The 23,423-nt window shown below is 38.1% G+C and carries 22 protein-coding genes; 20 read left to right on the plus strand and 2 right to left on the minus strand.

Features of this window, described 5'->3' with window-relative positions:
• The first annotated feature begins 68 nt into the window (after nt 1-68).
• The 16 genes from glyA to spoIID all read left to right on the plus strand — a co-directional run bounded on the left by glyA (nt 69) and on the right by spoIID (nt 17,839).
• The gene (glyA, locus tag AC6CHR_RS11070) at nt 69-1,310 is read left to right on the plus strand and encodes a serine hydroxymethyltransferase (protein WP_498248779.1); all 1,242 of its coding nucleotides are present in this window, start codon (nt 69-71) and stop codon (nt 1,308-1,310) included.
• Nucleotides 1,311-1,812: 502 nt separating this feature from the next.
• Complete coding sequence (gene upp, locus AC6CHR_RS11075; RefSeq protein ID WP_498248780.1) at nt 1,813-2,442, plus strand: uracil phosphoribosyltransferase; 630 nt, start codon at nt 1,813-1,815, stop codon at nt 2,440-2,442.
• Between the two features lie 101 nt (nt 2,443-2,543).
• Nucleotides 2,544-4,775, plus strand: a complete 2,232-nt coding sequence (locus AC6CHR_RS11080; protein ID WP_498248781.1) for a S8 family serine peptidase — start codon at nt 2,544-2,546, stop codon at nt 4,773-4,775.
• A gap of 446 nt (nt 4,776-5,221) precedes the next feature.
• Nucleotides 5,222-5,587, plus strand: a complete 366-nt coding sequence (locus AC6CHR_RS11085) for an ATP synthase subunit I (RefSeq protein WP_498248783.1) — start codon at nt 5,222-5,224, stop codon at nt 5,585-5,587.
• Between the two features lie 21 nt (nt 5,588-5,608).
• Nucleotides 5,609-6,343, plus strand: a complete 735-nt coding sequence (gene atpB, locus AC6CHR_RS11090) for a F0F1 ATP synthase subunit A (RefSeq protein WP_498248784.1) — start codon at nt 5,609-5,611, stop codon at nt 6,341-6,343.
• A 47-nt stretch (nt 6,344-6,390) separates the two neighbouring features.
• Entirely contained in the window at nt 6,391-6,603 is a 213-nt protein-coding gene (atpE, locus tag AC6CHR_RS11095) for a F0F1 ATP synthase subunit C (protein WP_146950229.1), read from the plus strand.
• A gap of 294 nt (nt 6,604-6,897) precedes the next feature.
• Nucleotides 6,898-7,416 (plus strand): F0F1 ATP synthase subunit B, encoded by a 519-nt coding sequence (atpF, locus tag AC6CHR_RS11100; protein WP_498248785.1) that lies wholly within the window; start codon nt 6,898-6,900, stop codon nt 7,414-7,416.
• Nucleotides 7,413-7,958 (plus strand): F0F1 ATP synthase subunit delta, encoded by a 546-nt coding sequence (locus tag AC6CHR_RS11105; RefSeq protein WP_498248786.1) that lies wholly within the window; start codon nt 7,413-7,415, stop codon nt 7,956-7,958. Before atpF ends, AC6CHR_RS11105 begins: the two co-directional genes overlap by 4 nt.
• 15 nt (nt 7,959-7,973) lie before the next feature.
• Nucleotides 7,974-9,482, plus strand: coding sequence for a F0F1 ATP synthase subunit alpha (atpA, locus tag AC6CHR_RS11110; RefSeq protein WP_498248787.1), 1,509 nt, complete (start codon nt 7,974-7,976; stop codon nt 9,480-9,482).
• 180 nt (nt 9,483-9,662) lie between these two features.
• A complete protein-coding gene (gene atpG / locus AC6CHR_RS11115) occupies nt 9,663-10,523 on the plus strand; it encodes an ATP synthase F1 subunit gamma (protein ID WP_498248788.1) in 861 nt (286 codons plus the stop codon).
• A 173-nt stretch (nt 10,524-10,696) separates the two neighbouring features.
• Complete coding sequence (gene atpD, locus AC6CHR_RS11120; protein ID WP_498248789.1) at nt 10,697-12,115, plus strand: F0F1 ATP synthase subunit beta; 1,419 nt, start codon at nt 10,697-10,699, stop codon at nt 12,113-12,115.
• A gap of 25 nt (nt 12,116-12,140) precedes the next feature.
• A complete protein-coding gene (locus tag AC6CHR_RS11125) occupies nt 12,141-12,536 on the plus strand; it encodes a F0F1 ATP synthase subunit epsilon (RefSeq protein WP_498248791.1) in 396 nt (131 codons plus the stop codon).
• Nucleotides 12,537-13,495: 959 nt separating this feature from the next.
• On the plus strand, nt 13,496-13,726 hold the full coding sequence (locus AC6CHR_RS11130; protein WP_498248792.1) for a DUF1146 family protein: 231 nt from the start codon (nt 13,496-13,498) through the stop codon (nt 13,724-13,726).
• A 289-nt stretch (nt 13,727-14,015) separates the two neighbouring features.
• Complete coding sequence (locus AC6CHR_RS11135) at nt 14,016-14,744, plus strand: YwmB family TATA-box binding protein (RefSeq protein WP_498248793.1); 729 nt, start codon at nt 14,016-14,018, stop codon at nt 14,742-14,744.
• Nucleotides 14,745-14,776: 32 nt separating this feature from the next.
• Nucleotides 14,777-16,078 (plus strand): UDP-N-acetylglucosamine 1-carboxyvinyltransferase, encoded by a 1,302-nt coding sequence (murA, locus tag AC6CHR_RS11140; protein ID WP_498248795.1) that lies wholly within the window; start codon nt 14,777-14,779, stop codon nt 16,076-16,078.
• A 747-nt stretch (nt 16,079-16,825) separates the two neighbouring features.
• Nucleotides 16,826-17,839 carry a stage II sporulation protein D gene (gene spoIID, locus AC6CHR_RS11145; RefSeq protein WP_498248823.1) on the plus strand — a complete coding sequence of 338 codons (1,014 nt, stop codon included), beginning with the start codon at nt 16,826-16,828 and terminating at the stop codon, nt 17,837-17,839.
• A 363-nt stretch (nt 17,840-18,202) separates the two neighbouring features.
• On the opposite strand, the gene AC6CHR_RS11150 is transcribed toward spoIID, so the two are convergent.
• Entirely contained in the window at nt 18,203-18,589 is a 387-nt protein-coding gene (locus AC6CHR_RS11150; protein ID WP_498248796.1) for a VanZ family protein, read from the minus strand.
• Between the two features lie 197 nt (nt 18,590-18,786).
• On the opposite strand from AC6CHR_RS11150, the gene spoIIQ reads away from it, so the two are divergent.
• A complete protein-coding gene (gene spoIIQ / locus AC6CHR_RS11155) occupies nt 18,787-19,734 on the plus strand; it encodes a stage II sporulation protein SpoIIQ (protein WP_498248797.1) in 948 nt (315 codons plus the stop codon).
• Nucleotides 19,735-19,756: 22 nt separating this feature from the next.
• On the opposite strand, the gene AC6CHR_RS11160 is transcribed toward spoIIQ, so the two are convergent.
• A complete protein-coding gene (locus AC6CHR_RS11160; protein ID WP_498248798.1) occupies nt 19,757-20,221 on the minus strand; it encodes a VanZ family protein in 465 nt (154 codons plus the stop codon).
• 223 nt (nt 20,222-20,444) lie between these two features.
• On the opposite strand from AC6CHR_RS11160, the gene AC6CHR_RS11165 reads away from it, so the two are divergent.
• The 3 genes from AC6CHR_RS11165 to AC6CHR_RS11175 all read left to right on the plus strand — a co-directional run bounded on the left by AC6CHR_RS11165 (nt 20,445) and on the right by AC6CHR_RS11175 (nt 22,706).
• Nucleotides 20,445-20,627 (plus strand): hypothetical protein, encoded by a 183-nt coding sequence (locus tag AC6CHR_RS11165; RefSeq protein ID WP_498248799.1) that lies wholly within the window; start codon nt 20,445-20,447, stop codon nt 20,625-20,627.
• Nucleotides 20,628-20,648: 21 nt separating this feature from the next.
• Nucleotides 20,649-20,954, plus strand: coding sequence for a DUF4212 domain-containing protein (locus AC6CHR_RS11170; protein ID WP_498248800.1), 306 nt, complete (start codon nt 20,649-20,651; stop codon nt 20,952-20,954).
• Nucleotides 20,955-21,056: 102 nt separating this feature from the next.
• A complete protein-coding gene (locus AC6CHR_RS11175; RefSeq protein ID WP_498248801.1) occupies nt 21,057-22,706 on the plus strand; it encodes a sodium:solute symporter family protein in 1,650 nt (549 codons plus the stop codon).
• Nucleotides 22,707-23,423 lie beyond the last annotated feature (717 nt).

The raw sequence follows: 23,423 nt of genomic DNA on the forward strand, positions 1-23,423 counted from the left end.
ATAAACGTTTAAAGCTTTGTAAGATAAATCCAATACTATAGGTTTTGAATGAAGGGAGTAACAACCATATGAAATATTTACAAGATCAAGATGCGAAAATTTTTGAGGCCATTCAATTAGAGCGTACTCGTCAGGAAACGAAGATTGAACTTATTGCTTCTGAGAACTTTGTTAGTGAAGCAGTTATGGAAGCACAGGGTTCAGTCCTTACAAACAAATATGCAGAGGGTTATCCTGGTCGTCGTTACTATGGTGGCTGTGAGCATGTAGACGTTGTTGAAGATATTGCAAGAGATCGTGCGAAAGAGATCTTTGGTGCTGAGTATGTAAATGTACAACCGCACTCAGGCGCACAAGCAAACATGGGCGTTTACTTCACTATTTTAGAGCATGGTGATACAGTTCTTGGTATGAATTTATCACATGGTGGTCACTTGACACATGGTAGCCCGGTTAACTTTAGTGGCGTTCAATACAACTTTGTTGAATATGGTGTTGATGAAGAAACACACCGTATCAATTATGATGATGTATTAGCAAAGGCGAAAGAACATAAGCCAAAACTAATCGTTGCAGGTGCAAGTGCATACCCTAGAGCAATCGACTTCAAAAGATTCCGTGAAATCGCTGATGAAGTTGGCGCATATTTCATGGTGGATATGGCTCATATTGCTGGATTGGTTGCAGCAGGTTTACATGAAAATCCAGTTCCTTATGCTGACTTTGTCACAACAACTACACATAAAACACTTCGTGGACCACGTGGCGGAATGATTTTATGTAAAGAGGAATTTGGTAAGAAAATTGATAAATCGATCTTCCCTGGTATTCAAGGTGGCCCTCTTATGCACGTGATTGCAGCAAAAGCTGTTTCATTTGGTGAGACCCTTCAAGAAGACTTTAAAACATATGCAGCAAATATCATTGACAATGCAAAGCGTTTAGCTGAAAAATTACAATCAGAAGGACTCACATTAGTTTCTGGTGGTACTGATAATCATCTATTATTAGTTGATGTTCGCTCGCTTCAATTAACAGGTAAAGTAGCTGAGCATGTCCTAGACGAAGTCGGTATTACTGTAAATAAAAACACAATTCCTTTTGAAACTGAAAGCCCATTTGTAACGAGTGGTGTACGTATTGGTACTGCTGCTGTAACAAGTCGTGGATTTGGCGTAGAGGAAATGGATGAAATCGGAAGTATTATCGCCTTTGCTCTAAAAAATCACCAAGATGAGGCAAAACTAGCAGAAGCAAAACAACGCGTAACAGATTTAACAAGCAAATTCCCATTATACCGCAATCTATAAGAAATAAAGAACGGACGACTTAGTGGATAAGTTGTCCGTTTTTTTTGATCATCTTGAAAGAATCTGCTGAAAGTAAATAACCCCACCTCTTTAATCCACCCCTACATATAGTTAAGGAATGGCAGGAATTTCAATGGACATGTATAATTAAAACAGTGACAGTGTTCACCTACAGATTAATTATTAGAATAGTCTGTTTATTTTACAGGAAATAAGATATCTAAATAGCAAAATATTTACTCGAGGATTAACTTGAAACTAAAGACGATTTTCTGTAAAATCTATTGAGGTGTTAAAGAAGCTTTTTTACTAAGGTTATGCTTTTCAAATGAGTTTGAACGTAGCTAATCTTTGTGAACTTTTCGCCCGACTTACTCAAATTATTTTCTGCTAACGATTGGATTTTCAGTCTTAGAGCAACTATTTTTAACAAGGTTGTTTTCGCAAAGATTGTTTTAGAAAAGAGCCTTAACAAAGACCATAAAGAAAAGGAGATGATTTGATGGGGAAAGTATACGTTTTTGATCATCCATTAATTCAACATAAACTTACATATATCCGTGATAAAAAAACAGGAACAAAAGAATTTCGCGAGCTTGTCGATGAAGTAGCAAGTCTAATGGCTTTTGAGATTACTCGAGACCTACCATTAATGGAGGTTGAAGTTGACACACCTGTATGTACAGCGAAATCAAAAGTACTTTCAGGGAAAAAACTTGGCATCGTGCCGATCCTACGTGCAGGATTGGGAATGGTAGATGGAATTTTAAAACTAATCCCAGCGGCGAAGGTTGGACATGTTGGTCTGTATCGTGATCCAGAAACACTCTTACCAGTTGAATATTATGTAAAGCTACCATCTGACATTGAAGAACGTGAGTTAATTGTCGTAGATCCTATGCTTGCAACAGGTGGATCAGCAGTTGAAGCCATTAATAGTATTAAAAAACGCGGTGCGAAAAACATCAAATTCATGTGCTTAATCGCTTCACCAGAAGGTGTGGAAGTAGTAAAAGAAGCACATCCTGATGTTGATATCTATATTGCAGCATTAGATGAAAAACTAAATGATCACGGCTATATTGTCCCAGGCTTAGGGGATGCTGGCGACCGACTTTATGGAACAAAATAATAATAGCAATATAAGAGGCTGACTCACGTAGTTAGCCTTTTTTTCTTTACCTACATGTTTTTTCAATCCTTTGAACAAACTACTACTGAGGTGGAAAAAACATGTTCAACATGAAAAAAGTAATCATTCAATCTCTCCTACTAGTATGTATTCTCTCATTGCCGACGTATGTAAAGAGTGAGACATATCCTACAAGACCACCCCTTCCAACAGATACCCAAAAAGGAAATCAGCGAGTTATGTTGATCGTTGAAAAATCCGAATTCAATAAGATAGAAGAAAAAATACAACGTATTCCTGAACTTACGATTCAACACAGCTATCAACACGTATTTTATGGTTTTTCGGTAGAAGGTCCAAAAAACTTGCTAAAACGGTTAAAGGAAGATCCTGCTGTTCTTCATACAAGTCCTGTTGTTCGTTATGCAACTCATATCAATGAAAGTGTTCCGTTTATCGGTGGAGAAGAGGTAAGAGGTCTATTTGACCGTGAAAATAAACGACTAAGTGGCAGAGGTGTCAAGGTGGCGATCATAGATACTGGTATTGACTACAATCATCCTGATTTGTCTCGAAATTACCAAGGTGGCTATGATGTAATTGACGGCGATAATGATCCAATGGAGTCATTGGCAAAGGGGAAAGGGGCAACGATCCATGGTACACATGTTGCTGGAATTATTGCAGCAAATGGTAGACTAAGGGGGATTGCGCCAGAGGCAGATATTTATGCATATAGAGCGTTAGGTTCCGGCGGAATGGGTACGTCCGAGCAAGTGATTGCAGCAATAGAAAAGGCAATGGTTGATAAGGTAGATATTATCAATTTATCATTAGGAAATAGTGTAAATGGTCCTGACTGGCCTACTAGCCTGGCACTTGATCGAGCAGTTGAGTCAGGGATTGTTGCTGTGACCTCTAGCGGCAATTCCGGTCCAGATGTTTGGACAGTAGGTTCACCTGGCACATCAGCAAAGGCAATTTCTGTGGGAGCTTCAACACCACCATTGAAAATGCCATACATAAAGATTGCAGGTGTAAATAAAGATATTCCGATCAATCCTCTACAAGGAGCAAAACCTTGGGAACTAAAGAGTTTAGATGAAATCGTTTTTGCGGGATTGGGAGAAAAGCAAGAATTAACTGGGGAGATGCGAGGGAAAATTGTCTTGCTAGAAAGAGGAAAGATCACCTTTACAGATAAAGCACTTTATGCAAAACAAATAGGCGCAAAAGCAGTTATTATTTACAACAATGTAACGGGAGATTTCTCAGGAGCTTTAGAAACAAAACTAGATATACCTGTTGTTTCAATTTCAAAAGAAGATGGTCTAGCAATAAAAAAGAAAATCAAACAGAATCCACGTATTCGGACTTTATATAGAAAGGAAGAAGATGGACTTGCTTCATTTAGTTCCAGAGGGCCAGTAACAACTACCTGGGCGATAAAGCCTGATGTCGTTGCGCCAGGAGTAGCGATAGAAAGCACTGTTCCCGGTGGCTATTTATCTTTACAAGGAACAAGCATGGCTGCACCACATGTTGCAGGTGCATGTGCACTCATCATCCAAGCTCACCCAAATTGGAATCCAGAACAAATTAAGGCTGCGATCATGAATACAGCGAAGGTATTAGCAGACGAACAGCAAATAAGGTTAAAGCCTAATGAACAAGGTACTGGAAGAATAAATATAAAAGACGCGATAGAAGCAGAAGTTCTTATTTACCCAGGTTCACTTACATTTGGACAATACAAAAAAAATAACCCTCGGACAGAAAAAACACAAAAGATAACAATTGATAATCAATCAAATCGCGATCAGACGATTACCTTTCAACAACCAAAAAACAAGACGGGAATTCAATGGAAGCTTCCTACTAGTGTAACTGTTAAAAAAGGCGGGAAAAAGAATGTTGAGATAAGCCTAGATTTGACCCCTAGTCGTATAAAACAAGGGATTCACCAAGGTTGGTTGCAACTTAATCAAGGGAAGAACAAATTAGAGCTTCCCTATATGTTTGTTATAGATGAACCGAACTACCCGAGAGTAATGGGATTTGAATTTGCTTTAGGTGATCAACCAGACTCCTATAAGTATCAAGCCTATTTACCTGGTGGCGCAGATGAATTTGGAATTGCTTTATATGATCCAGACACATTGAGATTTGTTGATTTCTTAGATTGGCAAAAACAAGTTCCAAGAGGGGTTGTCGAAAAGGAGATAAAGCTAGATAAGATTAAGATACCGAAAACTGATTATAAAGCGATCATATTTGCGAAGGAAGATGGTCAGGAAGATCAGATTGAAGTAGATCTTTCACTAAGTGAATAATTCACAACATATAGTGATGTCAAGAGGGAAACTAGTAAAAATGTGAACGAATTGTGATGTTTTAAATAGATTGTGAATATTTTAACTTTAAACGGATTGACACAAACTATCTGCTATTGTATGCTAAATTAGGGTATTATGAGAAGGTTTACAATTCCAATTTAAAACCCGTTTTCAACCCCTAAATCCATTATAAATCAAGTAGCGAAGATTTATAGAATGTGCCAGAATGACACCATCCGCTACATGAAATGGGCCTCATGTCCGCGTTTCTTTCCCAATTAGTAGCTTTCATTCTAATTGGTGCATTTGGAGGAAAATGGATGGAAGATTTACACCAATAATCCACCGACTTTTGGTTATAGGCCTTCTACTTGGACTAGCTGCTTACATTTAGGCCATGCTTAAATTAGTCCACTACTTTTTCTCAGGAGATTAAATATTTCATGTTTGATTTACAACTGATGTTTCGCAGATATCGCAAGTACATTTTTTATCTACTTGCCCTTTATGTAATAGGTTGGGGCTTTACGGAATATCAGTCCGTGTTTCTAGGGTTAATGCTAGGGACAAGTATTAGTCTGTATAATTTGTGGGCAATGGTTAGGAAAAACAAACAGTTCAGCCTTGCTTTAGAAGAAGGAAAAAAGGCATCATTAGGAACAGCTTCTAGAATGGCAGCTGCTATTGTCGCTGTATTCTTCGCTTTGAAGTTTCCGGACTATTTCCATTTGATTAGTGTTATTTTGGGATTAATGACAATGTACATTGTTATTATGATAGATTTTGCAATACAACATTCACGCGCATAGCTTGGAAGAGAGGTGAATCTATTGGATCACGGAGCTCCTGTGAGAGAGTTTTTAGGTTTAACTTTTAATTTATCAAACGTATTAATGATTACGATTGCTAGTCTTATCGTATTCTTAATTGCATTCTCGGCAACAAGGAACCTGAAAATGGAACCGACAGGAATGCAGAACTTTGTAGAATGGATTGTCGATTTTGTGAAAAATATTATCGGCAGTACAATGGACTGGCAAACTGGTGGACGTTTTATAACGCTGGGAATGACCTTATTAATGTATGTTTTTATATCAAATATGCTAGGTCTACCATTTGCTGTCGTAGTTGACAATGATCTATGGTGGAAATCACCAACCGCAGACCCAGCCATTACGTTAACACTAGCAGTTATGGTGGTCAGCTTAACACATTACTATGGTATTAAGATGAAGGGTTTTAAGGCATATGGAAAAGAATTTTTCAAACCGATGTCTTTCATGTTTCCACTCAAAATCATTGAAGAATTTTCAAACACCTTAACACTTGGTCTTCGTCTTTATGGTAATATCTACGCAGGTGAAATTCTTCTAACGTTACTTGCAGGACTTGCAGTAAATGGCTATGATTCAGGCATATTTACAGGTATTTTCGGTACAATCGTAGCGGCTTTACCAATGATTATTTGGCAAGCATTTAGTATTTTTATTGGATCTATCCAGGCATTCGTATTTACGATGTTAACAATGGTCTATATGGCACACAAAGTGAGTCAGGACCATTAATAATAAATAATTAAAAAAGTATTTAATACTCAAGGAGGAATTATATAATGGGAGCTTTAGCTGCTGCAATTGCAATTGGATTAGCTGCATTAGGTGCAGGTTTAGGTAATGGTATGATCGTGTCAAAAACTGTTGAGGGGATTGCTCGTCAACCAGAAGCGAAAAACGCGCTTCAAACAACAATGTTCATCGGGGTTGCGTTAGTAGAGGCGATTCCAATTATCGCTGCTGTTATTGCATTTATCGTAATGTTCCAATAATAGTTTAAGTCTTTCTTAATACCGGTTCATGGTGGCGAAGTCGTCTCAAGTGAGAACCTTCGCCTTTCCTTTATCCGGTATATTATCATGTAAAATTAGTATGAGCTTATGTATTCAACAATTATTACGATTAGTAGACTTCCACATTTATCATGAAGGAAACGTATTCTTATCCTCCTCATTTTAGTAGATGGAACTGCTATGTCTAAATATTCATTTCGATAACCATTTAAGTGGAAAATTATGAACTATCATAACCCATCATGGAACTCTTGAAGGGAGTGAAACCGAGCTATGTTAACTTTTGATCTTGCAGTAGGGGCTGGAACTGGTCTTAATACAGGTGATATCCTATTTCAACTTGTCTGTTTCTTAATCTTACTTGCATTGCTAGGGAAATATGCATTTGGTCCAGTTATGAACATCATGAAGCAACGTGAAGAACATATCACAAATGAAATTACTAGTTCTGAGGAAAGAAATGTAGAAGCGAAAAAACTTATTGAAGAGCAACGTGAGCTTTTAAAGCAAGCGCGCTTGGAAGGTCAGACTTTAGTGGAAAATGCGAGGAAGCTTGGTGAGCAACAAAAAGAAGATATTATCCAAGCTGCTCGTTCTGAAGCTGGTCGACTTAAAGATGGTGCTCTTAAAGAAATCGAGCAAGAAAAAGAAAAAGCTGTTACAGCATTACGCGGGCAAGTTGCATCATTGTCAGTATTAATCGCTTCTAAAGTGATTGAAAAAGAATTGGATGAACGAGAACAAGAAAAATTGATAAACGACTACATCAATGAGGTAGGCGAAAGTCGATGAGTAAAGAAATCGTAGCGAAACGTTATGCAGTAGCTCTTTTTCAGTTAGCAAAAGAACAAAACAAAATCGATCATTTTGAAAAGGATTTGCTTGTTGTGAAGGAAGTTTTTACAACAAACAAAGAACTTTTGAATGTATTTAATCATCCTAAAGTTAGCATTGAAACGAAGAAGTCACTTGTAATGGAATCATTTGCTAGCCTGTCACAATCGGTAGTGAATACACTATTACTATTAGTTGATCGTCATCGGATTGATTATGTAGTTGATATCGTTGCTTATTACGTAGCAAGTGCGAATGAAGCTCGTGGTACTGAGGATGCAATTGTATACTCCGTTCGACCACTTTCTAAAATTCAATTAGCTGCAATATCATCTTCATTTGCTGAAAAAGTTGGGAAAGTTTCATTGCGTTTACAAAACGTAGTCGACGAAGATCTATTAGGTGGTCTGAAGCTACGAATTGGTAATCGTATTTATGATGGAAGTATTAGCGGTAGGCTAGAACGAATAGAGCGACAATTAGTCGCAAATAGATTGTAGATAGGGGTGAAACTCATGAGCATCAATGCTGAAGAAATTAGTTCGCTGATAAAAAAGCAAATCGAAAGCTATCAGTCTGATATAGAGGTTAGTGATGTAGGTACTGTAATCCAAGTAGGTGATGGTATCGCTCGTGCTCATGGCCTCGACAATGTCATGGCTGGAGAGCTCTTAGAATTCGCAAATGGCGTTATGGGTATGGCTCAGAATCTTGAGGAAAATAACGTTGGTATTATTATCTTAGGACCTTTCACAGATATTCGTGAAGGTGACGAAGTACGCCGTACAGGACGCATCATGGAGGTTCCTGTAGGTGAAGCGTTAATCGGTCGTGTTGTAAACTCATTGGGACAACCAGTTGATGGACTAGGTCCGATTGAAACAACAAAAACAAGACCTATCGAAAGTCCAGCACCTGGTGTAATGGATCGTAAATCTGTTCATGAACCACTTCAAACAGGTATTAAAGCGATTGATGCACTTGTACCTATTGGACGTGGACAACGTGAGTTAATTATCGGTGACCGTCAAACAGGTAAAACATCTGTAGCAATTGATACAATCTTGAACCAAAAGGATCAAGATATGGTTTGTATCTATGTTGCGATTGGTCAAAAGGAATCTACCGTTCGTGGAGTAGTTGAAACACTACGTAAGCACGGGGCATTAGATTACACTATTGTTGTTACTGCTTCAGCATCACAACCAGCACCAATGTTATACCTAGCTCCTTATACGGGTGTAACAATGGGAGAAGAGTTCATGTATAACGGTAAGCACGTTCTTGTCGTTTTTGATGATCTTACGAAACAAGCTTCGGCATATCGTGAGCTTTCATTATTACTTCGCCGTCCTCCGGGTCGTGAAGCATACCCTGGTGATGTGTTCTACTTGCATTCTCGCTTACTTGAGCGTGCTGCAAAATTAAGTGATGCAAAAGGTGCAGGTTCATTAACTGCATTGCCATTCATTGAGACACAGGCTGGTGACGTATCGGCTTATATTCCGACTAACGTTATCTCGATTACTGATGGACAAATCTTCCTTCAGTCTGACCTCTTCTTCTCTGGCGTACGTCCAGCGATTAATGCAGGTTTATCTGTTTCTCGTGTTGGTGGTTCTGCACAAGTTAAAGCGATGAAGAAGGTTGCTGGTACTTTACGTCTAGATCTAGCTTCTTATCGTGAACTTGAATCATTTGCTCAGTTCGGATCAGACCTTGATAAAGCAACACAAGCAAAATTAAACCGTGGTGCACGTACTGTTGAAGTACTGAAACAAGGTTTAAACAAACCATTAAAAGTAGAAAAACAAGTAACAATCCTATATGCGTTAACCCGTGGCTTCATAGATGATATCCCTGTAGCTGATATTACTCGCTTTGAAGATGAATTTAACGGATATTTAGATCAAAATCACGCAGCACTACTTGAAGAAATTCGTACAACTGGCGGATTACCAAAAGATGAAGAGATGAAGGCAGCAATAGAAGGATTCAAGAAGACCTTCGCTGTTTCTGAGTAAGTATCCTAAACATTCAAGATAACTAGTTTTAGTGGTAAGCATTAGCGTCTATCATCTTTCGAGGAAATTAAGAAGATTAACCTCTAAATTAGAGAGAGTTTTCTTATTTGTCCAAATGTAAAAGTTCGCTGCTGCTTTTCACTAATTCTGATGATTTTAAATAAAAGGTGGTGAGACCCTTTGGCATCATTACGCGACATTAAGTCAAGAATTACTTCAACAAAAAAGACTAGCCAGATCACAAAGGCAATGCAAATGGTTGCAACTGCAAAGCTTAGCCGCGCAGAAGCAAATGCAAAGAAATTTGTACCTTATATGAATAAGATACAAGAGGTTGTTGCAAGCATTGCAAGTGGTAATTCTGATGTTACTCATCCAATGCTAGAAAGCAGACCGGTTAAACGTACTGCTTATTTAGTGATTACGTCAGACCGTGGATTAAAAGGAGCATTCAACAGTAGTGTTTTACGTGCTGTTTACCAAGCAATTGAAAAGCGCCAACAGTCGAAAGATGAGGTTGTTGTCATTGCAATTGGTAAAATGGGGCGTGAATTCTTTAAGAAGCGTGGAATAAATGTAATCTCTGAAATCACTGGCGTTAGTGATGATACATCTTTTGCTAGTATTAAGGATATTGCAAGTAATACAGTAAATATGTTCATTGATGGTTCATATGATGAACTATATCTATACTATAACCACTTTGTAAGTGCGATCCAACAAGAGGTTACAGAGAAGAAGCTCCTTCCACTATCGGAAATTTCTTCAAATCAAAACAAACAAACTTCATATGAATATGAGCCGAACCAAACTGATATTTTAGAAGTGTTGTTACCACAATATGCTGAGAGTCTCATCTACGGGGCATTACTAGATAGTAAAGCCTCTGAGCATGCAGCACAAATGACAGCTATGAAAAATGCAACTGACAATGCGAAAGAACTTATTAATGGTCTTACATTGACATACAACCGCGCACGACAAGCTGCGATTACACAAGAAATCACAGAAATTGTTGGCGGAGCGGCGGCATTAGAATAGGTGAAAAATTTTATGTATTTTGTACTTAGATTAGTGTCTAGCTCCAGGCGCCATCGGCTCGAGTCATAAGCCAATCCTCTCTGAAAGGTAAAGAGCACCTTTCTGAGAGGCTCGTCTTATTCTTGTCGCCGATAAGCAGGCGTCTTCCGCTTTTCAGATAAGGAGGGAAATCGATGAATAAAGGACGCATTACTCAAATTATGGGTCCGGTTGTTGACGTAAAGTTCGAAAGAGGTCAGCTTCCAGACATTTATAATGCCCTTACAATTAAAACTGACACGACTGAACAGGGAGTCGGTATAGATTTAACTTTAGAAGTTGCCCTACACTTAGGTGACGATTCTGTACGTACAGTTGCTATGTCTTCTACAGACGGACTTGTGCGTGGTACGGATGTTCTTGATACAGGTGCACCTATTTCTGTTCCAGTAGGTGATCTTACATTAGGTCGTGTATTTAACGTGTTAGGTAATAGCATTGACCTTAATGAACCAATTCCAGCAGGTGCTCGTCGTGATCCTATTCACAGGGAAGCACCTAAGTTTGATCAACTTTCAACAGAAGTTGAAATTCTTGAAACTGGAATTAAAGTTGTAGACTTACTTGCTCCTTATATTAAAGGTGGTAAAATCGGTCTATTCGGTGGTGCCGGTGTAGGTAAAACTGTATTAATCCAGGAGTTAATTAACAACATCGCACAAGAACACGGTGGTATTTCCGTATTCGCTGGTGTTGGAGAGCGTACTCGTGAAGGAAATGACCTTTACTATGAGATGACGGACTCTGGAGTTATCAAGAAGACAGCGATGGTATTCGGTCAAATGAATGAGCCACCTGGTGCACGTATGCGTGTAGCATTAACTGGTCTTACAATGGCTGAATATTTCCGTGATGATCAAGGACAAGACGTTCTTTTCTTCATGGATAATATTTTCCGTTTTACTCAAGCAGGTTCAGAGGTTTCTGCCCTACTTGGTCGTATGCCATCTGCCGTTGGTTACCAACCAACCTTGGCAACAGAAATGGGTCAATTACAAGAGCGTATCACATCTACTAATGTAGGTTCTGTTACATCTATTCAAGCAATTTATGTTCCTGCCGATGACTATACGGATCCGGCTCCTGCAACAACATTTGCTCACTTAGATGCAACAACAAACCTTGAGCGTAAATTATCTGAAATGGGTATTTACCCAGCGGTGGATCCTCTTGCTTCAACTTCACGTGCACTGTCACCTGATATCGTTGGAGATGAGCATTATGCTGTCGCTCGTCAAGTACAACAAACATTGCAACGTTATAGAGAGCTTCAAGATATTATCGCGATTCTTGGTATGGATGAGCTTAATGATGAAGACAAGTCAACGGTTTCACGTGCTCGTCGTATTCAGTTCTTCCTTTCTCAAAACTTCCATGTTGCTGAACAATTTACAGGACAAGAAGGTTCATATGTTCCTGTTAAAGAAACAGTTCGTGGCTTCAAAGAGATTCTAGAAGGTAAGTATGATCACCTTCCAGAGGATGCGTTCCGTTTAGTAGGTCGTATTGAAGATGTAATCGAAAATGCTAAGAAAATGGGTGTAGAAGCCTAATTTTGGGACCTAGGAGGGTATGAGTATGAAGACAGTATTAGTCAATGTCGTTACTCCCGATGGCCCAGTTTACGATGCAGACGTAGAAATGGTGAGTGTAAAAGCTCAAAGTGGTGAGCTTGGAATTTTACCAGGTCATATTCCTATGGTTGCGCCATTAGAAATTGGAGCAGTTCGCCTAAAGCAAGGGAGCGGCACTGAATACGTTGCTGTTAGTGGCGGCTTTATTGAAGTACGTCCTGATAATGTAACGATTTTAGCTCAAACAGCTGAAAAAGCAGAGTCCATTGATGTGTCTCGTGCAGAAGCAGCTAAGAAACGTGCTGAAGAGCGTCTAAATCATAAAACAGATGAAATCGATTTTAAACGGGCTGAATTAGCACTTCGTCGTGCAATCAACCGTTTAAACGTAACGAAATAATAGGAAAAGGATGGTATCAGCAACTAGTTGCTCACATACCATCCTTTTTTATTGGCTCTTTTTAAACATGTGTTGTTCATAGATATAGTAAAATTGGTTTTTATTTGTACGAATAAGTACCCTACAGAAACAATTATTTATATCAGCGAATAGCACGAAGGTTATTTATTATCTAGGCTATGTTAAAGCATGTTGTTGATGGAAAGTGAATGTTTGGAACGGAAATCAACCTTTAATTTTAACAGAGCCATTAACTAAAACGATTAGACGATCTACCAAATCTTTTGAATACTAGAGAAATCCAGTAGCAAATGATAGCGAAGCACTGTTCATTTGGGAAAAATATGAATCCCAAGGTTTAATCGATATTTTAAAAGATAGACGTCTAACCACTCTAGGAGTGCTTGTTTTCAATTTGAGTCTTAAAACGACCTATTATATAACTTCGCTTTATATTACTCTTATAACAGCCTTAAAGTAGCTAAGAACCCACATCATATTGAATTGTATTTGCGGCCCTCAAAAAATGAACAATCGATACTTAAAATCAGAGATATTGTAACAAATTATACATATGATATCAGCCAATAACTCAAAATGTATAGTAAACTAAAAGAGTTGGATAAAATTGTAACTTTATTTGCCTACTGTAAATATAACCACTATTCATTAAATTTTTATTAAATATAATAATCAATCATGTTACCTCCAATTTTATATATAATGATCAAGGGAATGTCTTGAGGATAAAATTGGAAAGGAACTTATTTTTGCTTTTAGTCAATTAGAAACTTGTTTTTTTGAAGAAATATTGTATGATTTAAATTGCTTTGTGTTTTAAGAGTTCATTTACAGATAGTAGGTTCTTGTAATAAAGACATTTTAATTTTTTACAGAAACTAAAACGTTAAAAATGAATTTTATGAAACAGCTATATGATTAAGTGGAGGGATGATCAGATGCCCGATTATGGCCAGATGGCTTTAATTAGTATGCTTGTACATATTGCCTTCATGATTGTAACCTGGTGGGCATTACAAGCTTTGAACATCGAAAAATGGATCAAGACGGGCAAAGTAATCCAAGCTAAAACTCTTTTAATCCTTTTGACAATTGCGATCGGATCAATGGTGAGTAACTTTTTCCTAGATTATTTATTATGGGCGCAACAGCTACCTATCTTGTTTTAAAGCTGTTTGTGAACGAAGCTTGTCCATTATTTTTTCTGAATTAGTTTGTAGGTATTTTGAACGGGGTATGACATACATAGAGCAACCCTAAGGAAAGTGATACTTGCCTGATTTGAAATTTGAAACAAGTGTTTTATCGGTAGTTAGTAGCTTAAAGGAGGCTTCTTGCTAGTTTTAGCAATTTGTATCATCCTAATCATTAATGGAATGTCTAATTTTGACGACTCTTTCCACGTATGGGGATTTCTTATCCGGTAACAATGTTACTAAGGAGAGGAAGTGACCATATATGAAAAAGATAGAGATAATGACAGTGGTTTTAACGATGTTTATTGTATTCACCTTGGTGGCTAATCATATAGGAGCAGAAGGAAATGATTCAAAAATATCACGAATAGCTACAGGTATGGAGAATCAGAAGATCCATATTGATGAATGGTCCTTATACTCGAAAAAAAATGTCGAGAAAAAAACAATCAATGAAGTGAAACTTCTTGCAAAGCAATATCGTCATTATAATTGGAAGTTCGTCCAAGATAATAAGGTGTATAAAGCAATCGGTATTTTTAAAAATGAGAAAAGAAATATAACTGAGAAGCTTCAAATTCTTACTACCCTCACAAACGATTATTCACAGTCGTATATCCTTTATGAGGTTAAAGGCATGGACATGCAAAAAAACTGGAATAAAATGAATGACTATTTCCAACAACAAGCTTTCGACATCTTTCATGGAGATTCTACAACTTTTGCTTGTGTGAAAGGATCTATTGGTGATATGATGAACATTAGTTTGTATGAAAAGTCAAATCATTTGCTGAAGGAATTTGAAGCTAGTCAAATTGAACAACTTCGGGAAAAGAATTTTCTCTCAATATCAGCTAAAACAACAGAATGGGAAGATTTTATTCCAACCACAAACAATGAAATGAACATTCAAATTGCCTTGAGAACTGACGGATTGGGCGATAAAACTACGGTCGTTGTAGGAACACCAATCATTACGTCTGAATATTAATATAGAGAAATCGGGACGCGGAGGGGAATACTTTGGAAAAAATCATCGTCCGTGGCGGTCGAAAGCTAAACGGTACTGTAAAAGTAGAGGGAGCAAAAAATGCCGTTTTACCTGTTATCGCTGCATCTTTGTTAGCAAGTGAAGAGAAAAGCATAATCTGTGATGTACCTACGCTCTCCGATGTGTATACAATTAATGAAGTTCTGCGACATTTAGGCGCAGACGTCCACTTTGAAAATAATCAAGTAATTGTAGATGCATCTAAAGAGCTATCAACGGAAGCACCGTTTGAATATGTACGAAAAATGCGTGCGTCAGTATTAGTTATGGGAGCACTTTTAGCTCGTAACGGTTGTGCACGTGTTGCATTACCTGGTGGTTGTGCAATTGGATCTCGTCCAATTGATCAACACTTAAAAGGTTTTGAAGCAATGGGAGCTTCAATTAAGGTCGGAAACGGCTTTATTGAGGCAGAAGTAGACGGAAGACTTAAAGGTGCAAAAATTTACCTTGATTTCCCAAGTGTTGGTGCTACTGAAAACATTATTATGGCTGCATCTCTTGCAAAGGGTACAACAGTTATTGAAAACTGTGCTAAAGAGCCAGAAATTGTTGATTTAGCGAATTACATCAACGCAATGGGTGGAGTCATTCGTGGTGCAGGTACAGGTACGATCCGTATTGAAGGTGTTCCAGCGCTTAAAGGAGCAAAACATACAATTATTCCAGACCGAATTGAGGCTGGAACATTTATGGTTGCTGCTGCTATAACTGGTGGAAATGTTTTAGTTCGAGGAGCTGTTCCAGAACACTTAACATCTCTTGTTGCTAAGATGGAAGAAATGGGAGTTACTATAATAGAAGAAGAAGACGGTCTTCGTATCATTGGTCCAGATAAATTAAAGCCAATTGATATTAAGACAATGCCACATCCTGGTTTTCCAACAGATATGCAATCACAAATGATGGCTTTGCTTCTACAAGCAAAAGGCACAAGTATGATTACAGAAACTGTTTTCGAAAATCGTTTCATGCATGTGGAAGAATTCCGTCGTATGAATGGTGCGATTAAGATTGAAGGACGTTCGGTTATTATTAATGGACCGGTTGTCTTGCAAGGTGCAGAAGTTGCTGCTACAGATTTACGTGCTGGTGCAGCATTAATTCTTGCTGGTTTATGTGCAGAAGGCCATACACGAGTTACAGAACTGAAACATCTTGATAGAGGATATGTAGACTTCCACACTAAACTTGCTGGCATTGGTGCTGACATTGAACGTGTGAAAGAAGAAATGCCGATAAAGTCTGACCAGCAAGCAGCTGTATCAGATTAATTATATGCCTTCATAAAAGAAGCAGAAGTCTTAACTGGCTACTGCTTTTTTTAATGACTAGAGAGAAAACTTGAAAAAAGCTTTGGCAGTAGTCCAACTTTGAAAAGGTCGGATGCCTAGCCCCTCGAGGGAAAAAGAAAACCACTTTTTCCTAGATCATAAACCACTCATGAATTAACACCTAGAGCCTCTTATTTGCCTAAGGCTGGTCAAGGCGCTTGCACTTTTGTTTACGACTTTACTAGAGTACCTATATTACTAAAAATATATACATTTTTCTTTCGTAATGTGGAAAAATTCTACAGGATATTTTGGCATCTAGGCTCTTTTCTAAAAGTTTGTTGCTCTAGTCCGATTAAAAATCGACTTTTGGGTTTTTTATGATCTAAATTGAAGCAATGTCAAAGAGATAGTAGAGTCATTTAGAGAAAAGAGCACGAAGATACACTTAAAACGTGTAGATTAGTACTTTGTACGGAAACCAACACTCTTTGCGAAAACAGTATACATCTAAAAAGGCTATTTCTTTCAAGTAGCCTTTTTCTATATGTTTATTCACCCCACTAAGAAACTTTGCTCCTCTTTTTCATACTTAAAATCCTTACTTAGCTTAGCTTTACCATCTATCGTAAAAGTTTGTTAGCCGGAGTACTTTCCTGTCATAATTGCTTGTCCCAGCCCATAAGATGATTGTAGACATTCAAACATTCAACCTAAATCTTATTGGAGGCCTTACACATGAAACCAATTAAACCAGTTCTCTTTGCTCTAGGAGGATTATTTATCATCATTCTACTAATCCCCACATTACTAGTTGCTCCTTTTATGGATCAATCCAAGGGAAAATTAGGTGAAGAGCTATCAATAACGAAAAAGGATGAAATTCCTGTGTTAGCAGAATCACCAGTTGCAGTGGCTGTCTACCGAAGCGAATCAAAAGAAATACAAAATATCCCGTTAGAAGAATATGTGATTGGGGTAGTTGCCTCAGAGATGCCTGCGGAGTTTGAAACAGAGGCTTTAAAGGCACAGGCCTTGGCTGCACGAACATATATCACAAAACAGATTATGAACGAACAGGCATTGAGTGCACCTGAAGGGTCTGTCGTTACAGATACTCAAATGCACCAGGTCTATAAGAACCTTGAAGAACTAAAAGGAATTTGGGGAAAAGATTATACATGGAAGCTAAATAAGATCACAGAGGCTGTAGCGGCAACCCAAGGAACGATTCTTACATATGACAATAAGCCAATCGATGCTCTGTTCTTTTCCACAAGTAATGGCTATACAGAAAATTCTGAAGCGTATTGGCAGGAAGCATTTCCATATTTGAAAAGTGTTGAGAGTACATGGGATCAGAAATCTCCTAAATTTTATGATCAAAAGATCGTTTCAATAAAGGAGTTTGAAAATAAATTAGGTGTTTCAATCGGATCCAAGGGGTCTGTCGGGAAAATAACCGCTTTAACTCCAGGAAAACGTGTTGCAACTGTAGAAGTAGACGGGAAAAAGTTTACCGGTCGTGAAGTGAGAGAAAAACTTGAATTAAGATCCTCCGACTTCACCTGGGAGATCAAAGGTGACTCTGTTGTCATCGAAACGGAGGGATTTGGGCATGGTGTTGGAATGAGCCAATACGGGGCAAACTTCATGGCTGAAGGGGGAAAAAGTTATAAAGATATTGTCTCACACTATTATAAGGGAACGGCGGTTACAGAGGTAGAACCTTTTTTAACTAAATATATGGCGAAAAAGTAAAGGGGTTGGTCCCTTTACTTTTTTTGGTTTTTGTTTGTTTTAAAGGAGATTAATTACAAAGTAAGGATCTAAGTATATAAATTTAGCCTAATATAGGGCTCTTTTCGTGTTGTTACTTTTTCTTTTAATATGAAAGTATAATTAATTATAAAAGAAGGCTCTTTTCGCAAAGGTTGTTGTTTTCCGTACCAAGTACTAAAGTACTTTAAGGATATCTTCGTGCTCTTTTCGCTAAATTACTCTGATATCCCTTTGGACATAGCTTCAATTTAGATATAAAAATCCAAAAGCCGATTTTTATTCGTTCTAGAGCAACAGACTTTTAAAAAAGAGCCTAAAAGAAAAATCCAGGGACCGATTTTTCTAAGGTTTAGAGCTTTTTCCTTTTTTTGAAAAGAGCTTCCTCGCAATCAAATAAGAAACTCCAACGCCTATCGTGTCCTTTACAAAGTCGATGACAGTTGCTGAACGAGCTGGTACAAACGATTGGTGGATTTCATCTGTTAACCCATAAAGGATGGCAATCGAGGCTGCGATCATGCTGGCACGCTCAGTCCATTTACCGTTGACCATACATGCGAGGGCAATTAACCAATAAAGAATGGCAAATTCAATTAAATGTAGCGATTCTTTTAATAGAGAATCAAATGAAAATGGTGTATTAACAATCGCATCAGCGGGATTGCTTGATAAGACCCAAATAAGAATCATATACAAAATTGGGAATAAAGTAAAAACTAACTTCTTCATGCAATGAACTCCTTTTTTATAATTGTTAGAGAGAGAAAACCCAATAATGAAGCGGTTCTATCCTACATAATTAAAAAATTTAAATATTCCATACATATTATTATAAACAATACACATACTAAATTTTAAAAAAGTTTTTTAGGATATGTATATAATACTGCAAATCTGATCAGAATGGTTTTTGAGGTGATGATAGAATGAGAGAGGAAGAAAAGAAACGTACTTCTCAAACAAAGGTTCAACAATTTTTTAGAAAACGTTGGGTATTTCCGGCAATTTACCTAATGAGTGCAGCAGTTATCCTTACAGCAGTATTATGGTATCAAAACATTAGCAATGATGTAGCAGAGGATTTACTATCTTCTGAACAAGAAGAAAATGCAATGGATAATCCCGAAGCTGTAGAGGTAAATGCGCTAAAGGAAAATATCAAAATGCCTGCACTAGATCCAGATGCAGTCAATGTTGTCAAAAAGTTTTATGATCCAAACGCTTCAACTGAAGATCAGGAAGCAGCACTTGTTTACTATGAGAATTCTTATAGAATGAACAAGGGGATCGATATTGCTAGAGAAGATCAAAAAGAGTTTGATGTTGTTGCATCACTAAGTGGTACAGTAACAGTTGCTAAGAAGGATCCAATCCTCGGAAATATCGTTGAAATTGAGCATGAGAACGATATTGTAACTGTTTATCAGTCTTTAGCAGAAACTACTGTACAAGCTGGCGATAAGGTTGAACAAAGTGAACCAATCGGTAAAGCTGGTACAAATCTTTATAATGAAGAGGATGGCATTCATGTACATTTTGAAATTCGTCAAAATGATACAGCTGTTAACCCTCTAACATTCATGGATAAGCCGGTAACATCCATTGAGGAAGCTACTAAAGAAGAAGTGACTCAAGAGGAAATTACTCAAGAGGAAGCTCCAGATAAAGATGCTGAAGCTCCAAAAGAAGATACTACCACTCCAAAAGATGACGTAGGATCAGATGACAAGTCTACCGAAGAATCTCCAGAAGCAGATAAGGATGCTGAAAGGGAAGAATCTCCAGAAGCAGATAAAGATGCTGAAAAGGAAGAAACTGAAGGTAGCGAACAATCTAATGAGCCTGAAGCATCAAATACAACTCTAAATTCATAAACGATCTGATACGAGGTTGAACTCAATTAAGTTGAGAACAGCCTCGATTTTTTTGTTTAGAAGAGTGAAATAGACTAAGATAAACCCTCGATAAAAAATAACCAACTATACCGCCAATTGTATTCAATAGCAAATCATCGACATCAAAAGCACCAACGCGTGTAAAAAACTGAATGACCTCAACCAATAAGGAACTTCCAAACGTTAGTCCAACGATTAAGATGAAAGAGGAACGTAGTCTAATCGACAATAACGGCAGGAAAAAACCAAAGGGAACAAATGCAAGAATATTCCCGACAAATTGATCGGTGAGAGACAGATGGGTAAAATGAGCAAAGTAGCCTACTATCGTTTTAAATGGGACGAGGTTATAGGTTAGTAAGCCATTAACAGATACTCTGTAAGCTGAAAGAAATAACAAATAACATAGTAAAGAAAGATAGCTTACAAATAAGATGAGGTAGATAGAGTAGATAAATCGTTTCATTTAATCCCTCCAAAAACGGATTAGTAACTATCAGTTACCCTCGAAACATGTCGAGCGAAAAATAGCATTCAATTACCTTTTTTACCACATATATATTGACCTTATATAGTGAGGGCTTCATAATAATACTAGTCAAATCAATTATATGATACACCATAAATGAATAGGAGGTGTAATTCGTTATTCATGAAATGGCAACGCTTACATAGGGAGGGTAATGTTATTGACAATATTAATACTGATGCTAGTTATCACCGGATTTAGCCTAGTAATGGGCTTGAGAAAACGTAAACCTCAATTTTTACTTATACCTATCCTATCACTACTAGTCTACTTCGTTGTACAAATAGCGCTTGTACCAGCACCATTTTTTGAAACAGTAAAGTTTATACTTAGCTTATCTTAAAATCAATCTGGAGGTGGCTGTATGAAGAAAAAAATTGATAAGAAAGTGGCTGACGCATACTTTAAAGAGCGGACACGAAATATTGTTATCTTTTTGGTGATCGGTTTTCTCTCTTCATTTGGGGTCGTTCTATTTGCAGAATTTTTTAGTGGATTCACAATTAATGGCTTTCCTTTTCATTACTTTATGGGAGCCCAAGGTGCTGTTGTCATATTTATTCTCTTATTATTTATTAACGCACGTCTAAGTGATTCAATTGATCGAAAGTATGGAATCGATGAAAGTAAAAATAAATTGCTTAGTGCTGGTAAAGCTGTTGATCATTAAATGGCACTACTATTGAAGTGTAGTAGCGAGTGTATGAAGTGTTCGCTTACATGTTAGATGTTGTGTTGATACGATAAGGGCTACTGTGGAGGGGGATCTACATTGGACGGACAATTTTTAGTGTCATTAACGATTATTTTGTTAACGTTTGCTTTATATATAGGAATTGCTATTTATAATACAGCGAAGGAGACTTCGGATTTTTATGTAGCTGGTCGTGGTGTACCACCGATTTTTAATGGGATGGCAATTGGTGCGGACTGGATGAGTGCGGCCTCGTTTATTGGGATGGCTGGAACGATTATGCTGTTAGGATTTGATGGGCTAGCATACATAATGGGCTGGACTGGTGGGTATCTCCTTCTTACGTTCCTATTAGCACCACAGCTACGTAAGTATGGTCGTTACACAGTACCTGAGTTTATTGGAGATCGATACAATAGTCATTACGCACGGGTGATCGCTGCAATCTGTACAATTATTATCAGTTTTACCTATTCAATCGGACAATTATCAGGCTCAGGAGTTGTTATTGGCCGACTTTTTGAGATTGATGCGAAGGTAGGAACGATGATCGGCGTTGTGTTAATTGCCATCTATTCAGCATTTGGTGGAATGAAAGGAATTACATGGACGCAAGTAGCACAATATATCATATTAATTATTGCCTATCTTATTCCTGTTATTTTCATGTCCCTACAAATAACGAATAACCCAGCACCATGGCTATCCTATGGAAAAATTGTCGAGGAAATGGGTGTACTTGATAGACAGCTAGGAATTTCTGAATACTTCGCACCGTTTACAAATGGGACGAAATGGCAGTTCTTAGCATTAATGTTTACGTTAATGGCTGGAACGGCAGGGCTCCCACATGTTATTGTGCGCTTTTACACCGTTTCAACAATGAAAGCTGCTAGATGGTCTGGAGCTTGGGCACTTTTGTTTATCGGAATTTTATATTTATCAGCACCAGCGTATGCAGCATTCTCTAGGTTTATTTTAATGACAAATGTTGCTGGTAAAAAACTCTCAGAATTACCTTCATGGACGGAATCATGGGTAAATACCGGAAAGCTGCAAATTGCTGATGGAAATGGTGATGGGATCTTACAGTGGAGTGAATTGATTATTTCCAATGACATTGTCGTCATGGCTACACCCGAAATTGCCAATTTAGGGATGTTTGTTATTGGTTTAGTAGCAGCAGGTGCAATGGCTGCAGCATTATCTACAGCAGGTGGCTTAATGATTTCCATTTCATCTTCCTTTGCACACGATATTTATTACCGTGTTCTGAGGCCAAATGCAACCGAAAAGAAACGATTAGCAGTTGCTCGTTGGTCGATTGTTATTGCTACATTATTTGCGGGCTTGATCGCGTTAAATCCTCCTGGTGCTATTACGCAAATTGTAGCTTGGGCCTTTGCCCTTGCATCAGGTACATTCTTCCCAGCGCTATTAATTGGCGTCTGGTGGAAACGATCGAACACAGCGGGCGTTATTTCAGGAATGCTTGTTGGCTTAGCGGTCACATTAACGTATATCTTAGCTTCAAAATACGGAGGCTTTTCCATAGCAGGAATCATCGACACAGGAGCCGGTGTCTTTGGAGCAACAGCGGCAATCATTACAAACGTGGTGGTATCATTATCTACCAAGCCGCCGTCAATCAAAACACAAGAGGAGGTACTAAACCTTCGCTACCCTGAGCAAATGACCTATAAGGATGGAGACGTATGGATGGACTAACATGAAAAGCGCAAGTCTCCCGTTCAGCTACGGATGAACGGGAGCGCTCCGTATGAGATAAAGGAAACACGATGAGCGCAAGTGATTCGATGTTGACTTATCGTAGGAGGAGAGTGAAGTTCAGAAGTCGCTGGGAGCCTGGATCTAGACACCATGAAAAGCGCAAGCCGCCCGTTCAGCTACGGATGAACTGGAGCGCTCCGTATGAGATAAAGGAAACACGAAGAGCGATAGCGATTCGATGTTGACTTATCGTAAGGAGGAGGGTGAAGTTCAGAAGTCGCTGGGCGTCTGGAGCTAGACACCATGAAAAGCGCATATATATTCTGATACTTAATTATAAGGACAATGATGGAGCTACACTGTCATTGTCCTTTTTCTATTGGAACGTGGTTTGACAGATGATGTATGTAAGGCTTCTAGGAAGTGTTAGGGATATTTATGTACATCCACTCCTTCAAATACGATAAATGGGAAAGAACGTAATGAGAGTCTGTACAAACGCGTTAAAGTGGAAACAAACGTAATAAGAGTCCATTTAGATGCAACAAAGTAGAGAATGGACGCAACAACGAGGGAAACAGACGCATTTTAAAGTAGAAAGGTATTTTCCCCATTGCGTAAGGAAAAAGAACTGCACTTTTTCCTAGTGTGGAACTTATGATTAGGGATTTTTTGGGGGATTTAGGTAGTGGAAAAAGAAGTTCACTTTTTCCT

The sequence above is a fragment of the Metabacillus sp. GQ13 genome (assembly GCF_059758525.1).

What these genes read in the sequence shown, in the direction of transcription:
- glyA (WP_498248779.1), top strand. Translation starts at nt 69, where the DNA reads ATGAAATATTTACAAGATCAAGATGCGAAAATTTTTGAGGCCATTCAA.
- upp (WP_498248780.1), top strand. Translation starts at nt 1,813, where the DNA reads ATGGGGAAAGTATACGTTTTTGATCATCCATTAATTCAACATAAACTT.
- AC6CHR_RS11080 (WP_498248781.1), top strand. Translation starts at nt 2,544, where the DNA reads ATGTTCAACATGAAAAAAGTAATCATTCAATCTCTCCTACTAGTATGT.
- AC6CHR_RS11085 (WP_498248783.1), top strand. Translation starts at nt 5,222, where the DNA reads ATGTTTGATTTACAACTGATGTTTCGCAGATATCGCAAGTACATTTTT.
- atpE (WP_146950229.1), top strand. Translation starts at nt 6,391, where the DNA reads ATGGGAGCTTTAGCTGCTGCAATTGCAATTGGATTAGCTGCATTAGGT.
- atpF (WP_498248785.1), top strand. Translation starts at nt 6,898, where the DNA reads ATGTTAACTTTTGATCTTGCAGTAGGGGCTGGAACTGGTCTTAATACA.
- AC6CHR_RS11105 (WP_498248786.1), top strand. Translation starts at nt 7,413, where the DNA reads ATGAGTAAAGAAATCGTAGCGAAACGTTATGCAGTAGCTCTTTTTCAG.
- atpA (WP_498248787.1), top strand. Translation starts at nt 7,974, where the DNA reads ATGAGCATCAATGCTGAAGAAATTAGTTCGCTGATAAAAAAGCAAATC.
- atpD (WP_498248789.1), top strand. Translation starts at nt 10,697, where the DNA reads ATGAATAAAGGACGCATTACTCAAATTATGGGTCCGGTTGTTGACGTA.
- AC6CHR_RS11125 (WP_498248791.1), top strand. Translation starts at nt 12,141, where the DNA reads ATGAAGACAGTATTAGTCAATGTCGTTACTCCCGATGGCCCAGTTTAC.
- AC6CHR_RS11130 (WP_498248792.1), top strand. Translation starts at nt 13,496, where the DNA reads ATGCCCGATTATGGCCAGATGGCTTTAATTAGTATGCTTGTACATATT.
- AC6CHR_RS11135 (WP_498248793.1), top strand. Translation starts at nt 14,016, where the DNA reads ATGAAAAAGATAGAGATAATGACAGTGGTTTTAACGATGTTTATTGTA.
- AC6CHR_RS11150 (WP_498248796.1), bottom strand. Translation starts at nt 18,589, where the DNA reads ATGAAGAAGTTAGTTTTTACTTTATTCCCAATTTTGTATATGATTCTT.
- spoIIQ (WP_498248797.1), top strand. Translation starts at nt 18,787, where the DNA reads ATGAGAGAGGAAGAAAAGAAACGTACTTCTCAAACAAAGGTTCAACAA.
- AC6CHR_RS11160 (WP_498248798.1), bottom strand. Translation starts at nt 20,221, where the DNA reads ATGAAACGATTTATCTACTCTATCTACCTCATCTTATTTGTAAGCTAT.
- AC6CHR_RS11170 (WP_498248800.1), top strand. Translation starts at nt 20,649, where the DNA reads ATGAAGAAAAAAATTGATAAGAAAGTGGCTGACGCATACTTTAAAGAG.